Consider the following 14,655-nt stretch of genomic DNA (forward strand, 5'->3'; position numbering starts at 1 on the left):
TAAATATTGTAAATTAAAAAAGACTGTAGGCAAACTCGAAATTTTTCGAGTTTGTCTACAGTCTGAAGCCGATGAGTTATCATCGGCTTTTTCCAACTACTGCTTTAATCCTTGCTCTAAAGTTGTAAGCATTTCTTGCTTATCCTCTTGGCTTGCATTTTGCCAAATGACTTCAAACAAAACGCCTAAACCAGGAAGCATTTTTTCTTCGCCACTTTGGATAGCATCTACAATTGTATCTTCTAATTCAGCCTGAGAATTTCCTGTGACATTGTGCTTTACAGCATGTCTTAAGTTTAAGTTCATTTACATGCACACCTTTCCTATGTAACTTTTTCTTTACTATGATTTACGTTATACCGTTTTATTATGTATCTTTGTTAGGATATAATGGGAAAAGAATCAGCAAAAAGGAGCAATTGACAAGTTGAAACGAATCGAATCAAATAAAAATCCTCAAATAAAACAATGGAAAAAACTACATACGAAAAAAGAACGTGATAAATCAAGGACATTTATGATTGAAGGATTCCATTTAGTGGAAGAGGCAATGAAAAGTGATGTAGTCATCCAAGAATTGATTATAAGTGAAACAACTGACATCCCTTCAGGATGGAATGTAGATGATTTATCAATCACGATTGTAACGGAAAAAATCATGCAGGAAATAAGTGATACAGATACTTCTCAAGGAGTTGCTGCCGTTTGTGAGCAATACTCGGTAAATGAAGGTGGAAAGTTCTCTAGACTCTTGTTAATAGATGCTGTACAGGATCCTGGTAACCTAGGGACGATGATTCGAACTGCAGATGCAGCAGGAATTGATGCTGTCATTATTGGTGAAGGAAGCGTTGATGTCTATAACTCAAAGGTCATTCGTTCTACGCAAGGCTCCATATTTCATATACCTATTATTAAAGAAAATCTTCACAACACTATTTTAAAGCTTAAACAAAATGGGATTAAAGTATATGGAACATCTTTAAAAAATGCAGTTGATTATAAACAAGCGTCTGTTGGAAATCCATTTGCACTGATTGTTGGCAATGAAGGGAATGGAGTAGAACCTGACCTATTAGAGAAAACTGATCAAAATCTTTATATCCCAATCTTCGGTAGGAGTGAATCATTAAACGTTGCAGTAGCAGCGGGGATATTGCTTTATCATTTACGGTAAAGAGGGGGGAGTATAAATAAACGACTTTTTCGGAAGGTCCGTTATTGGAGACCCATTTCAGTGGTTATCTCTTTCACATGTTGTGATGTTAGGCTTATTGTTTGCATCAGGGATATTATTATTTATGTTTCGAACAAAACTCACAAAGAGAAAATCAGCAATCCGTTATTCCCTTGCTTTCTTTTTATTAGCTAGCGAACTATCGCTTTACATTTGGTATTTGAAAACGGGAGTATGGGATCCGGTAGATTCATTGCCATTTCAGCTATGCTCAATTTCATTGTTATTAAGTATCATCATGTTGTTAACTCGAAAGCTTTTTTTATTTGAGATTACGTATTTCTTAGGTATTGGCGGTGCTATGCAAGCAATGCTTACACCAGAACTTGCCTATGATTTTCCACATTATCGCTATTTTCATTTTTTTCTAGCACATATCGCGATCATACTAGCAAGTTTGTATATGATATGGTTTGAGAATTGTAGACCTACAATTAAATCTATTTGGAAGGCCTTTGCTGCTTTAAATGTTATTGCAATAGTTGTCTTTTTCATAAACAAAGCAACAGGTGGAAACTATATGTTTCTCGCACGAAAACCAATAAACCCAAGCCTAATCGATATTCTGGGTCCGTACCCTTGGTATATTTTATCCTTGGAAATAGTCGCATTGTTCATGTTTATTATTCTATATCTCCCATTTATACGAAAAAAGAATTAAAATGGGTTTGATTTGCAACTCTAAGATACGTATAATATAATCTATATGCTTTACATATAGCTAAAAACAGTGATAGAGACTAGTATCTTTCCACTCACTATTCAGGGAGAAAATGCCGTGACTGAAAGCATTTTTATAGAAGAAGAAAGTGAATTCACCTCTTGAGTTGGCACTTGGACCGTTTTGTCATTCAAAACGTAAAGGTGTACCGGCATTTGCCGTTATCGAAACTAAGTGAACAATTATTGTTTGATAATTGTTAACAAGGGTGGTACCGCGAATCTAAACCTCGTCCCTTTTTTGGGATTGAGGTTTTTTATTTTGTCTTAATGTCTAGCTCCAGGCGCCATCGGCTCGAGGTCACAAGCCAATCACTTCGGAAGGCAAAAAGCGCCTTCTGTCAGTGCTCGTCTTGTGCTTGTCGCCCATGCCAGGACGGCTAGGATTCCAGCGTTATGCACAGGACGTGCATGCTTTTAGCTGGAATTGGGGCGCCTTGCGCTTTTCTAAGAAAAAGGAGGAATTTTTAATGCAAGAAAGATTACTTGAGCTGAAAGAAGAAGCTCTGGAAAAAGTAGAAGCTTCAACGAATCTTAAAGAATTAAACGATATTCGTGTTGCGTATTTAGGAAAAAAAGGACCTATCACTGAAGTACTAAGAGGGATGGGCAAGCTTTCTGCTGAAGAGCGTCCAAAAATGGGTGCGCTTGTGAATGAAGTAAGAGAGCAAATCACTGAAAAATTAACTGCAAAACAGGAATTGCTCGAAAAAGAAGAAGTTGAAAAAAGACTCGCTTCTGAAACAATCGATGTCACACTACCAGGAAGACCAATTAAGGTAGGAGGACCTCATCCACTTACAAAGGTAATTGAAGAAATTGAAGATCTTTTCCTCGGTATGGGTTATTCCATTGCGGAAGGGCCAGAAGTCGAGAAAGATTATTACAATTTTGAGGCTTTAAATTTACCAAAGGACCACCCAGCAAGGGACATGCAGGATTCATTTTATATCACTGAGGATATTCTTCTTCGTACTCAAACATCTCCTGTTCAAGCAAGAACAATGGAAAAGCATGAAGGAAAAGGACCTGTAAAAATCATCTGTCCTGGTAAAGTATATCGTCGTGACAATGATGATGCGACACATTCCCATCAATTCACACAAATTGAAGGATTGGTTGTTGATGAAAACATTCGTATGAGTGACCTTAAAGGTACTTTAAATACGTTTGCAAAGAAAATGTTTGGAGAAGATCGTGAAATCCGTCTGCGTCCAAGCTTCTTCCCATTCACTGAGCCTTCAGTAGAGATGGACATCTCATGCTTTAAATGTGGTGGAGATGGCTGTAATGTTTGTAAGAAAACAGGCTGGATTGAAATTTTAGGTGCAGGTATGGTTCATCCAAATGTACTTGAAATGTCTGGATTTGATTCAAAGAAATATACAGGCTTTGCGTTCGGAATGGGCCCAGAGCGTATTGCAATGTTAAAGTATGGAATTGATGATATTCGTCATTTATATACAAATGATAATCGTTTCATCAAACAATTTAATCGGGCTTAAGGAGGGAGAAAAACATGTTTGTTTCATATAAATGGTTACAAGAATACGTTGACTTATCAGGTGTAACTGCTGAAGAATTAGCAGAGAAAATCACTCGAAGCGGAATTGAAGTTGAAGGTGTCGATCATTTAGGGGAAGGCATTAGTGGGATTGTTGTCGGTCATGTTTTAGAATGTGAGCAGCATCCAAATGCTGATAAATTAAATAAATGTCAAGTCGATTTAGGTGAAGGTGAACCTGTTCAAATTATTTGTGGTGCACCTAACGTTGCCAAAGGACAAAAGGTGGTCGTGGCAAAGGTAGGAGCTGTACTTCCAGGTAATTTCAAAATCAAAAAGGCAAAGCTTCGTGGTGAAGAATCAAATGGCATGATTTGTTCTCTACAAGAGCTTGGAATTGAATCAAAGCTCGTTTCAAAGGAATATTCAGAAGGCATCTTTGTCTTCCCACATGATGTTGAGCCAGGAGCGGACGCGATTGCCCAACTAAATCTTGATGACAAAGTTCTTGAATTAGGACTAACACCTAATCGTGCTGATGCTATGAGCATGATGGGGGTTGCTTATGAAGTTGCAGCTATTCTTGGAAAAGAAGTTAAACTTCCACAACCAAAAGTAACAACTTCAGAGGAAAAAGCGGAAGACTATATTTCAATTTCAGTTGAAGCAAAGGAAGATAATCCATTATATGTGGCGCGAGTTGTAAAGAACGTTAAAATCGGTCCATCACCATTGTGGCTTCAAACACGCCTGATGGCAGAAGGAATTCGACCGCACAATAATGTAGTTGATATTACAAATTATATTTTATTAGAATATGGTCAACCTTTACACGCGTTTGATTATGACCGTCTTGGTTCTAAGGAAATTCTTGTAAGACGTGCGAATAACGGTGAAAAGATTTCAACATTAGACGATGTAGAGCGTACATTAACTAACGAACACCTTGTCATTACAAATGGTACGGTGCCAGTTGCCCTTGCTGGTGTAATGGGTGGCGCGAATTCTGAAGTTAAAAATGACACAACAACGGTATTAATTGAGTCTGCTTATTTTACAGGAAGTACAATCCGTAAGTCTTCTAAGGATCACGGATTACGCAGTGAGGCAAGTGCTCGCTATGAAAAAGGAATTGACCCAAATCGTACTCGTGCAGCAGCCGACCGTGCTGCTGAGCTAATGGCTGAGCTTGCTGGCGGTGTGATTCTTGATGGTGTTGTAGCAGTTGACACTCTCGATATTCAACCTGTAAATGTATCTGTTTCACTTGAGAGAATTAATAAAGTATTAGGAACTGAAATAACAAAAGAAAAAGTAGAAGAGATTTTTACAAACCTACAATTCTCATTTACTGTGGATAATAATACGTTCCATGTCACTGTACCAACTCGCAGACCTGACATTACAATTGAAGAAGATTTAATCGAAGAAGTTGCGCGGTTATACGGTTATGATGAACTTCCAACAACACTTCCAATTGGCGAATCAAATCCTGGTAGATTAACGGATTACCAAGCAAAACGTCGTTTAGTTAGAAGATATTTAGAAGGTGTAGGCTTATATCAAAGCACCACATATTCACTTACAAGTGCTGAAAAAGTGACTAAATACGCACTTGAACAAAGTGAACCAATTCGTTTGGCGATGCCAATGAGTGAAGAAAGAAGTCTGTTAAGATTAAGTCTTCTTCCGCATTTATTAGAGGTTGTTTCACATAACCTAGCTCGCCAAATTGACAGTGTAGCTACGTATGAAACTGGTGCAGTCTTCATTACTAGACCAAATCAAGAACTACCTGATGAAAAAGAACATCTTGCGATTGCTCTTACAGGTTCATGGTTATCACCAACATGGCAGGGTGAGAAAAAAGTAGTTGACTTCTATGTGGTTAAAGGTATTGTAGAAGGTCTATTTGAAAAGCTAGGTCTTGGAAATAGAACTTCATTCCTTCAAGCAAGAGTTGAAGATATGCATCCTGGTCGGACTGCTTCTGTGTTGTTAGATAACAAAGAAATTGGATTTATTGGTCAAATTCATCCGAACGTCCAAAAAGACTTAGATTTAACACCGACTTATGTGGTTGAATTATCATTAAAGGATGTCTTAGAAGCAGATGTGGAAGAAATACTGTATCAGCCAATTCCAAGATTCCCTTCAATGACTCGTGACATCGCACTTGTTGTAGACACCTCAGTGGCTGCAGGTGATATGAAGCAGGTCATTATTGAAGCGGGTGGAAAGTTACTCCGCGATGTAACGATCTTTGACCTATATGAAGGAGAGCGTATGGAGCCTGGTAAAAAATCAGTTGCATACTCGATTAAATACTTCGATCCAGAACGTACTTTAACAGAGGAAGAAGTAACAAAAGCACATGAAAAAGTACTAAAGGCAGTTGCAGAGAAATTTGATGCAACATTGCGTTCATAAAAAAATGGAGTGGGTATTGTATCCCACTCCATTTTTAAATTGTCTAGCTCTCTTATATCCCAGCTATTTTCTTTGCTTTTCCTGTGTTTGCAAAGTGTAGTTTGGTATACGTGCGCAGTGCACCTATACCTTGCTTTTTTATTAGCTTAGCTGCAACCACATCAACCTGAGCACTGGCCCCTTTTTTTAACTCCAAACCGCATTTCTCACTTAATTTGTCAAATTCTTTTACGAATGCATAACGAGCGATAATTGAAGCGGCAGCGACTGATAGGTGGACGCCCTCAGCTTTTGTACTGAAATAAACCTTATCCTTAATTATTTCCTTTTGACCAGAAAGATGTCTGAAATACACGTCAGGAACAGCGAACTGATCGATTAAAATACCATCCGGTGTGGAGGGTGCAATTTTTTTCAAGACATGACCGATTGCTTGGTTATGTAATAATGCCTTCATCTTTCCTTGAGTCATCCCTTTTGCTTGGAGTTCATTGTATTTTTCATTATGTAAAATTAACAGACTATATGGGATGACATGAATAATGGATTCGGCAATCTCACATATTTGTTTGTCGTTTAAATCCTTTGAATCTTTAACCCCAAGTTCCTTCAATAGCTCGAACTTATCATTGGAAACATATGCAGCAACGACCGTCATTGGTCCAAAGTAGTCACCCGTCCCAACTTCATCTGAACCAACCATTGATAATGTTCTAATATTGGCAGGCAATCCACTGTTTTTTGCAACTGGTTTCTTAGATGTAGTCGTCTTAGTGGACGTAACAGAGCTACCCCATTTTGCAGCTTCGCTTCCAGCGCTATTACCTTGAAACAATACTTTCCCAGATTTATAAGCAGTAATTGTACAGCTAGGGAGTTTGGCGACAAATAATCCACCCTGTGGGACCTTATCTTGCAATTGACTTTTATAATGCGTCTTCATTTTTTCTATTGTTTCGAGGGTGCATTTTAATACAGTATTAGACAAAAATAACATCTCCTACTATTTATGGATAAAATTCTACATAATCTATCATAACGTTTGTTGAGATTTCTTTCCATAAATATCACGTTCATGGTATTATTATTTGTAGGATTGACTAGAATGGAGGCCAAATACTTGTCACAGCCACAAAAAACAAGAACCACTGTAGATATATATGGACAGCAATACTCAATTATCGGGTCTGAGAGCACAAGTCATATTCGCCTTGTGGCCTCAATTGTCGATGATAAAATGAGAGAAATTAGCGGAAAAAACCCGACACTAGATATTAATAAACTGGCAGTATTAACAGCAGTTAATATTGTTCATGATCATCTAAAGCTAAAAGAAGACTATGAAAACCTTGAAAAACTTTTAGAACAAGCAAAAAATGAAAAGGATTGAAGTGATATGTTCGATTTAGTTTTGATTATCATCCTCTTAATGGGATTCTTAGTTGGTTTAAGAAGAGGTTTTATCCTTCAAATCGTTCATCTTACTGGTTTTATTGTTGCATTTATCGTCGCGTATCTCTATTATGATGAACTTATGCCAAAATTAGTATTATGGATTCCATATCCAACATTCGGTGACGCCGAAACAATGAAGTTTTTATTTGAAAGTACAAATTTAGAAACGTCTTATTACCGTGCTATAGCTTTTGCCATTATCTTCTTTGCTACAAAGTTCCTATGGCAGATCATAGGATCGATGTTAGATTTCCTTGCAAATCTACCAATTTTAAAACAAATTAATGGGTGGGCTGGAGGCCTACTAGGATTTGTTGAAGTATACCTAATTGTTTTTATTGTGCTTTATATCGGAGCTTTACTACCAGTTGAAATGGTTCAGTCTAATCTCAATGATTCATTTATGGCGAAAATGATTGTACAACATACACCATTCTTCACTGGGAAAATTAAGGACATGTGGATTTGACAAGTATTTAGTAACTGACTCCTCTATTAAGTTAGAGGAGTTTTTTTTGTCAAAAATGAAAAAGCTGATACATTAAGTGACTTTTTCGCAAAAAATCTGTATCATTTTGGATAGTTAATCGTATGGAATGATAGGTAGGTGCTAACAGTGACAATTAATAAAAAAGATGTAATCCGTCTACTAGAGACAATTGCAATTTATATGGAACTTAAAGGGGACAATCCATTTAAAATATCAGCTTTTCGTAAGGCAGCAGCTGCACTGGAAAATGATGATCGAAGTTTATCCACAATTGAAGACTTCACAGCACTACCAGGTATAGGAAAAGGAACCGCAGCTGTGATTACAGAGTACATAGAAACGGGCAGTTCAAACGTACTAAATGAATTAAAAGAAAAAGTGCCGGAAGGACTCATCCCTTTGTTAAACCTGCCAGGCCTTGGCGGTAAAAAAATAGCTAAGCTTTATCAAGAACTGGGCATTGAAGATATGGAAATGTTAAAACAAGCATGCCTAAACGAAAAAATTCAAAACCTCGCAGGTTTTGGTAAGAAAACAGAAGAAAAAATACTCGCTTCCATCGAGGAATATGGCAAACGACCAGATCGCTTGCCAATTGCTCTCATGCTAGCGCTCGCTGAAGAAATCGAGGAACAATTAAGCAAGATGGAAGGAATCAAAACATTCTCTCGTGCAGGCAGTCTACGCAGAATGAGAGAAACGATAAAGGACCTTGATTTCATTATTGCAACAAATGAACCTGAAAAAGTACGGGAACAGCTATTAAGTCTTAATGGCATAAATGGTGTTATCGCTAGCGGGGATACAAAGGTTTCCGTTCAAATTTCGTATAGCTATGATATTTCGGTTGATTTCCGTCTTGTGAAACCACATGAATTTGCAACTACTCTTCATCATTTTACAGGCAGTAAAGACCATAATGTGAGGATGAGACAGTTAGCAAAGGACCGTGGTGAAAAAATAAGTGAATATGGTGTTGAAAATAGTGAAACAGGTGAATTAAAAACCTTTGAAACGGAAGAAGAATTTTATCAATATTTCGGACTCACCTTTATCCCGCCAGAGCTAAGAGAAGATGGCTCAGAGGTAGAAGCCTTTCAACAGAAAGTTGAACACATACGACTTGAAGATATTAAAGGAGACCTCCATATGCATACATCATGGAGTGACGGTGCATATACCATTGAAGAAATGGTTGAAGCCTGTAGGGAAAAAGGTTACCGCTACATGGCTATTACAGACCATTCACAATATCTTCGTGTTGCAAACGGGCTTACCCCCGATCGTTTACTAGAACAACACAAAGAAATTAAAAGATTAAATGAAAAATATGATGATTTTACGATTTTTACGGGTGTTGAAATGGACATCCTCCCTGATGGAAGACTAGATTATGATGATGAAATTATTCGAGATGTAGATGTTGTGATTGCATCCATTCATTCAAGCTTTACACAACCAAGGGAGAAAATCATGCAACGCTTAAAAACAGCATTAGAAAATCTTCATGTTGATATTATCGCACACCCTACTGGAAGAATACTTGGGCGCAGAAAAGGATATGACGTGGACGTGGATATGCTAATTGAGCTAGCCAAAGAAACGAATACAGCCTTGGAATTAAATGCGAATTTGAATAGATTGGACCTTTCTTCAGATTATATTAGAAAGGCACAAGATGCAGGTGTAAAACTAGTGATTAACACGGATGCACATAATATAGACATGCTAGAGGATATGGGTTATGGCATTTCTGCGGCAACTAAAGGTTGGATTAAAAAAGAAAGTGTTATTAACACCTGGGATAAGGATGAACTATTGGCTTATCTAAAAAGAAATTTATAATTCTATTTATACGCCTCCTACTCAGGAGATACGTCCATATTAAAGTTGTGGGTAGCAAGAAGGGAGTAACAGCATGCAGCCACGAGTTTTAAAGGTTTTAGAATTTGAGAAAGTAAAGGAACAGCTAAAACAGCACGTCTCATCTTCATTAGGAAGGGAAAAAATTGAACAAATGATTCCTTCGACGAAAGTAGAGGAGGTTGTTTTTCTACAAGAGCAAACGGACGAAGCATCGAAGGTATTACGGTTAAAAGGAAATGTTCCTCTTGGGGGATTAACGGATATCCGAGCTGCAGTTAAGCGCGCAAGTATTGGCGGTGGCTTAAATACAATGGAGCTCTTAGATATTGCAGGTACTATCTATGCTGGTAGGCAAATGAAGAAGTTTGTTGAAGGTATGATTGAGGACGAGATTGAAGTCCCGATACTCGGTGAATTAGTTGAACGGATTACCCCCTTATTTGAACTAGAGCAAAAAATAAAAAACTGTATCGATGATAATGGAGTGGTTATGGATGGAGCGAGTGACAAATTGCGTGGAATTCGTACCCAACTTCGTAGCAGTGAAGCAAGAATCAGGGAGAAGTTAGAGCATATTATTCGATCATCTTCGGCTCAAAAAACACTTTCAGATGCAATCATTACGATTCGTAATGATCGCTATGTAATTCCCGTTAAACAGGAATATCGTGGGACTTACGGTGGAATCGTTCATGACCAATCCTCTTCGGGTGCAACATTGTTTATTGAACCACAATCAGTGGTCGACCTTAACAATGTATTGCAGGAAGCTAGGGTTAGGGAGAAACTAGAAATTGACCGGATTTTACTAGAACTCTCTAATGCAGTAGCAGAGGAAAATGAGTCACTCTATCAAAATGTGGACACGCTTGGGGAACTTGATTTTATGTTCACAAAAGCGAGCTACAGCAAAAAAGTGAAGGGTTCAAAGCCGAGAATCAATGGGAATGGCTATGTGTTCATTAAAAAAGGTCGTCATCCTCTCATTGACCCACAAGAAGTAGTGCCAAATGATATTGAGCTTGGAAAAGACTACACTTCTATTGTAATTACGGGTCCAAATACAGGGGGAAAAACAGTCACTTTAAAAACGATCGGGTTATTAACGATTATGGCTCAATCAGGCCTTCAAATACCGGCACAGGAAGAGTCAGAGATAGCTGTATTTGAATCGGTATATGCTGATATTGGTGATGAGCAATCGATTGAACAAAGTTTAAGTACGTTTTCTTCTCACATGGTTAACATTGTAGATATATTAAAACAAGTTGACGCAAACAGCTTAGTTCTTTTTGATGAACTAGGAGCGGGAACTGACCCTCAAGAAGGGGCTGCCCTTGCGATCTCAATCCTTGATGAAGTATATAGTCGGGGTGCAAGAGTTATCGCTACAACCCATTACCCAGAGCTAAAAGCGTATGGGTACAACCGAGAAGGAGTAATTAATGCAAGTGTTGAATTTGATATTGAAACCTTAAGTCCAACATATAAGCTTTTAATCGGAGTTCCTGGTCGGAGTAATGCATTTGAAATTTCAAAACGACTAGGGTTATCAGATAGCATTATTCACACTGCCAAAAATCATATTAGTTCTGAAACGAATACGGTCGAAAATATGATCGCCTCCTTGGAAAAAAGTAAAAAGGATGCAGAGCAAGAGCTCGAGGAAGCAGAAGATATCCGAAAGCAGGCAGAGATACTTCATAAGCAGCTTCAAGAGCAAATCATTGATTTTAATGAACAACGTGACAGATTATATGAAAAGGCAGAACAAATAGCAGCTGAAACAATCAAACATGCAACTAGCGAAGCTGAAGAAGTCATTCGAGATTTACGTAAAATGAAGCTTGAGCAACAATCGCTTGTTAAGGAACATCAATTGATTGATGCGAAAAAGCGTTTGGAAAATGCGGTACCGCAAACTTCGAACAAGACGAATAAACAATCTGTTGCAACCAAAGCTAAAAGAAGGCTCGTACCTGGTGATGAAGTAAAGGTAATTAGCTTAAACCAAAAGGGCCATTTAATCGATAAGGCAGGAAATAGCGAATGGCAGGTTCAAATTGGGATTTTAAAAATGAAGGTGAAGGAAAAAGACCTCGAGTTTGTTAGCAGTCCGAAACCAGTTGAGACTAAGCCACTAGCAACAGTAAGGGGTAGAGATTATCACGTAAGTCTAGAATTAGACTTACGAGGTGAACGATACGAGAACGCTTTGTTACGAGTGGAAAAATACATCGATGATGCTTTACTTGCAGGTTATCCACGTGTATCTATTATCCATGGAAAAGGGACAGGTGCTTTGCGCCAAGGTGTTCAAGAATACCTGAAAAATCACCGCTCCGTAAAATCTACAAGATTTGGGGAAGCTGGAGAAGGTGGAACAGGCGTCACAGTAGTAGAATTAAAATAATTAGCATAGAAATGTAATCTCTAATAGGGAGAGAAGATGATGGATCAATTTTGGGATAATGAATTTGTGTTAACGGCTGCTAATTACAGTGTTGTTATACTGTGTTTAGTTCTGTTTATGGCCATATTTGAATTGGTCACCAAATACAAAAATTGGGAAGAAATCCAAAAAGGAAACCTCTCAGTCGCAATGGCAACAGGAGGAAAAATTTTCGGGATCGCAAATATATTCCGCTTTTCCATCCAAAACCATGATTCATTATTTGTCATGATTGGCTGGGGAGTATTTGGGTTCTTCCTGCTTCTAATTGGCTATTTTATTTTTGAATTCTTAACCCCGAAATTCGACATTGATGTTGAGATACAACAAGATAATCGCGCTGTAGGACTTATTTCCATGATTATATCGGCGGGACTCTCTTATGTAATCGGCGCAGGGATAGGAAATGGTGGTTTTTAAAATGGAAAAGCTAGCTAAGATTTTGTTAGTTGTAAGTGGAGTATTTGTTATTATTGGGATCCTTTATTTAGTGTTATAAAGTAATGGGCTGATTGGGAATTAACCAACAGCCCTATTTTTATGAATCGATTGGTTCATTCAATCTATTTTTGTCGTAAAACGACATAAACTTCAGCAACAATTCATGAATCTAATTGTCACCGAATATTCTATATAATATAATGAGTATAAATGGTTTGAAAATTCAAACTGGGTTTTGGATACGGCTTCGTATTCTCTAAATAAATATTTAAAGGGAGGTTATTTGATGGAGTTTGAAAGGCCGTGGTTAGCAAATTATCCTGAGGAAATTCCGCATCGACTCGAGTATGAAAACATTCCAATTCAAGCGTATTTGAAAAGAACTGCAAGTGAATTTCCTCAAAAAGTAGCTGTTCATTTTCAAGGAAAAGAATTAACTTTTTTACAAGTGTATGAGGAATCTTTAAAACTTGCAAACTATTTAGTGTCTCAAGGCATCAAAAAAGGTGACCGAATTGCCATTATGTTGCCGAACTGCCCACAGGGTGTAATTGCTTATTATGGTGTCTTGTTTTCTGGTGCAATCGTTGTCCAAACAAATCCATTGTACACAGAAAGAGAACTTGAATATCATTTAAAGGATTCAGGTTCAATAGCAATCATTACATTAGATATTTTATTTCCACGAGTCTCAAAAGTGAAAGCGCTAACAGAACTTGAACATGTTATTGTGACCGAAATTAAAGACTATCTCCCATTCCCGAAAAATATGATTTATCCTTTTATTCAAAAGAAACAGTATGGTATTGTAGTCAAAGTGGAACATGAAGGAACAAATCATTTACTAAGGGAAATTATAAAAACATCTGATGCAAAAGAAATCGATATCGACATTGACCCAGTAGAAGACCTTGCTTTGTTACAATATACAGGAGGAACAACAGGTTTTCCAAAAGGAGTAATGTTAACACATCGGAATTTAGTTGCGAATACGATAATGTGTTCTAAATGGATGTATAAATGTAACAAAGGAGAAGAATCCATCTTAGCCATTCTGCCATTTTTTCATGTGTATGGAATGACAACTGTATTAAACCTATCTATTATGATGGCTGCAAAAATGATCCTTATGCCGAAATTCAATGCAGGAGACACGCTAAAAACGATTCATAAACAGAAGCCAACTCTTTTTCCTGGAGCACCAACGATGTACATCGGTCTGTTGAATCATCCAGATCTAATGAAATATGATTTATCTTCGATTGAGTCTTGTATTAGCGGTTCTGCCGCTTTGCCACTTGAAGTTCAAGAACAATTTGAAAAAGTGACGGGTGGAAAGCTTGTAGAAGGATATGGTTTATCGGAAGCTTCCCCTGTAACACATGCGAATTTAATTTGGGGACATCGCGTGAATGGAAGCATTGGATTACCATGGCCGGATACCGAAGCTGCGGTGCTATCAATGGAAACAGGTGAACCTGCTGATATAGGAGAAATTGGAGAGATAGTTGTAAAAGGTCCTCAGGTTATGAAAGGATATTGGAATAAGCCTGAAGAAACTGAAAATACATTTCGTGATGGTTGGTTATTAACAGGTGACTTAGGCTACATGGATGAAGATGGATTTTTCTATGTGGTAGACCGTAAAAAAGATATGATTATTGCTGGCGGATTTAATGTTTATCCGAGAGAAATTGAGGAAGTACTGTTTGAACATGAAAAAGTACAAGAGGCTGTCGTCGCAGGTATCCCAGATCCGTATCGTGGGGAAACAGTAAAGGCATACGTCGTATTAAAAGAAGGCCAACAACTCACAGAGGAAGAGCTTGATCAGCATTGTCGAAAACATTTAGCAGCATATAAAGTTCCAAGAGTATATGAATTTAGAAAAGAATTACCGAAGACTATTGTAGGCAAGGTTCTGCGCCGGGTATTAGTTGAAGAGGAAAAGGAAAAACTAACAAAAATTAATTAAGAAAAGTAGGATCAATCAGCTCTAAATACATCATTCGTGTAAACATCAGTGAGGAGCCATGATATGAGCCTGTGGCTCTTTTTCT

At 37.8% G+C, this 14,655-nt stretch carries 12 protein-coding genes and 1 other annotated feature; of the genes, 10 read left to right on the top strand and 2 right to left on the bottom strand.

The window, feature by feature from the left end; translation table 11 throughout:
- Window positions 1–96: 96 nt before the first annotated feature.
- A complete protein-coding gene (gene sspI, locus ACFSFW_RS20570) occupies window positions 97–306 on the bottom strand; it encodes a small acid-soluble spore protein SspI (protein WP_099362128.1) in 210 nt (69 codons plus the stop codon).
- 121 nt (window positions 307–427) lie between these two features.
- Between sspI and ACFSFW_RS20575 the strand changes: the two genes are divergently transcribed.
- The 4 genes from ACFSFW_RS20575 to pheT all read left to right on the top strand — a co-directional run bounded on the left by ACFSFW_RS20575 (window position 428) and on the right by pheT (window position 5,891).
- Window positions 428–1,177 (top strand): TrmH family RNA methyltransferase, encoded by a 750-nt coding sequence (locus ACFSFW_RS20575; protein ID WP_388041001.1) that lies wholly within the window; start codon window positions 428–430, stop codon window positions 1,175–1,177.
- Between the two features lie 43 nt (window positions 1,178–1,220).
- Window positions 1,221–1,898, top strand: coding sequence for a YwaF family protein (locus tag ACFSFW_RS20580; protein ID WP_388041400.1), 678 nt, complete (start codon window positions 1,221–1,223; stop codon window positions 1,896–1,898).
- Between the two features lie 60 nt (window positions 1,899–1,958).
- Window positions 1,959–2,198: a binding site (T-box leader), on the top strand.
- Between the two features lie 229 nt (window positions 2,199–2,427).
- Complete coding sequence (pheS, locus tag ACFSFW_RS20585) at window positions 2,428–3,462, top strand: phenylalanine--tRNA ligase subunit alpha (RefSeq protein WP_388041004.1); 1,035 nt, start codon at window positions 2,428–2,430, stop codon at window positions 3,460–3,462.
- Between the two features lie 14 nt (window positions 3,463–3,476).
- The gene (gene pheT, locus ACFSFW_RS20590; RefSeq protein WP_304217733.1) at window positions 3,477–5,891 is read left to right on the top strand and encodes a phenylalanine--tRNA ligase subunit beta; all 2,415 of its coding nucleotides are present in this window, start codon (window positions 3,477–3,479) and stop codon (window positions 5,889–5,891) included.
- Window positions 5,892–5,943: 52 nt separating this feature from the next.
- Here pheT and rnhC read toward each other — a convergent pair whose 3' ends face one another.
- Window positions 5,944–6,879, bottom strand: coding sequence for a ribonuclease HIII (gene rnhC / locus ACFSFW_RS20595; RefSeq protein WP_388041006.1), 936 nt, complete (start codon window positions 6,877–6,879; stop codon window positions 5,944–5,946).
- 132 nt (window positions 6,880–7,011) lie between these two features.
- Here rnhC and zapA point away from each other — a divergent pair, with 132 nt between their 5' ends.
- From zapA to ACFSFW_RS20625, 6 genes are all read left to right on the top strand, one after another.
- Complete coding sequence (zapA, locus tag ACFSFW_RS20600; RefSeq protein ID WP_099352047.1) at window positions 7,012–7,281, top strand: cell division protein ZapA; 270 nt, start codon at window positions 7,012–7,014, stop codon at window positions 7,279–7,281.
- Window positions 7,282–7,287: 6 nt separating this feature from the next.
- Window positions 7,288–7,815 (top strand): CvpA family protein, encoded by a 528-nt coding sequence (locus ACFSFW_RS20605; RefSeq protein ID WP_099362122.1) that lies wholly within the window; start codon window positions 7,288–7,290, stop codon window positions 7,813–7,815.
- Window positions 7,816–7,962: 147 nt separating this feature from the next.
- Entirely contained in the window at window positions 7,963–9,681 is a 1,719-nt protein-coding gene (gene polX / locus ACFSFW_RS20610) for a DNA polymerase/3'-5' exonuclease PolX (protein ID WP_388041009.1), read from the top strand.
- A gap of 73 nt (window positions 9,682–9,754) precedes the next feature.
- A complete protein-coding gene (locus ACFSFW_RS20615; protein ID WP_388041011.1) occupies window positions 9,755–12,115 on the top strand; it encodes an endonuclease MutS2 in 2,361 nt (786 codons plus the stop codon).
- Window positions 12,116–12,154: 39 nt separating this feature from the next.
- The gene (locus tag ACFSFW_RS20620) at window positions 12,155–12,574 is read left to right on the top strand and encodes a DUF350 domain-containing protein (protein ID WP_304217719.1); all 420 of its coding nucleotides are present in this window, start codon (window positions 12,155–12,157) and stop codon (window positions 12,572–12,574) included.
- A gap of 307 nt (window positions 12,575–12,881) precedes the next feature.
- On the top strand, window positions 12,882–14,570 hold the full coding sequence (locus ACFSFW_RS20625) for a long-chain-fatty-acid--CoA ligase (RefSeq protein WP_388041014.1): 1,689 nt from the start codon (window positions 12,882–12,884) through the stop codon (window positions 14,568–14,570).
- The last annotated feature ends 85 nt before the right edge of the window (window positions 14,571–14,655 follow it).

Origin of the sequence: Ferdinandcohnia salidurans, assembly GCF_042680725.1 — a bacterium.
Classification (GTDB): Bacteria; Bacillota; Bacilli; order Bacillales; family Bacillaceae_L; genus Ferdinandcohnia; species Ferdinandcohnia salidurans.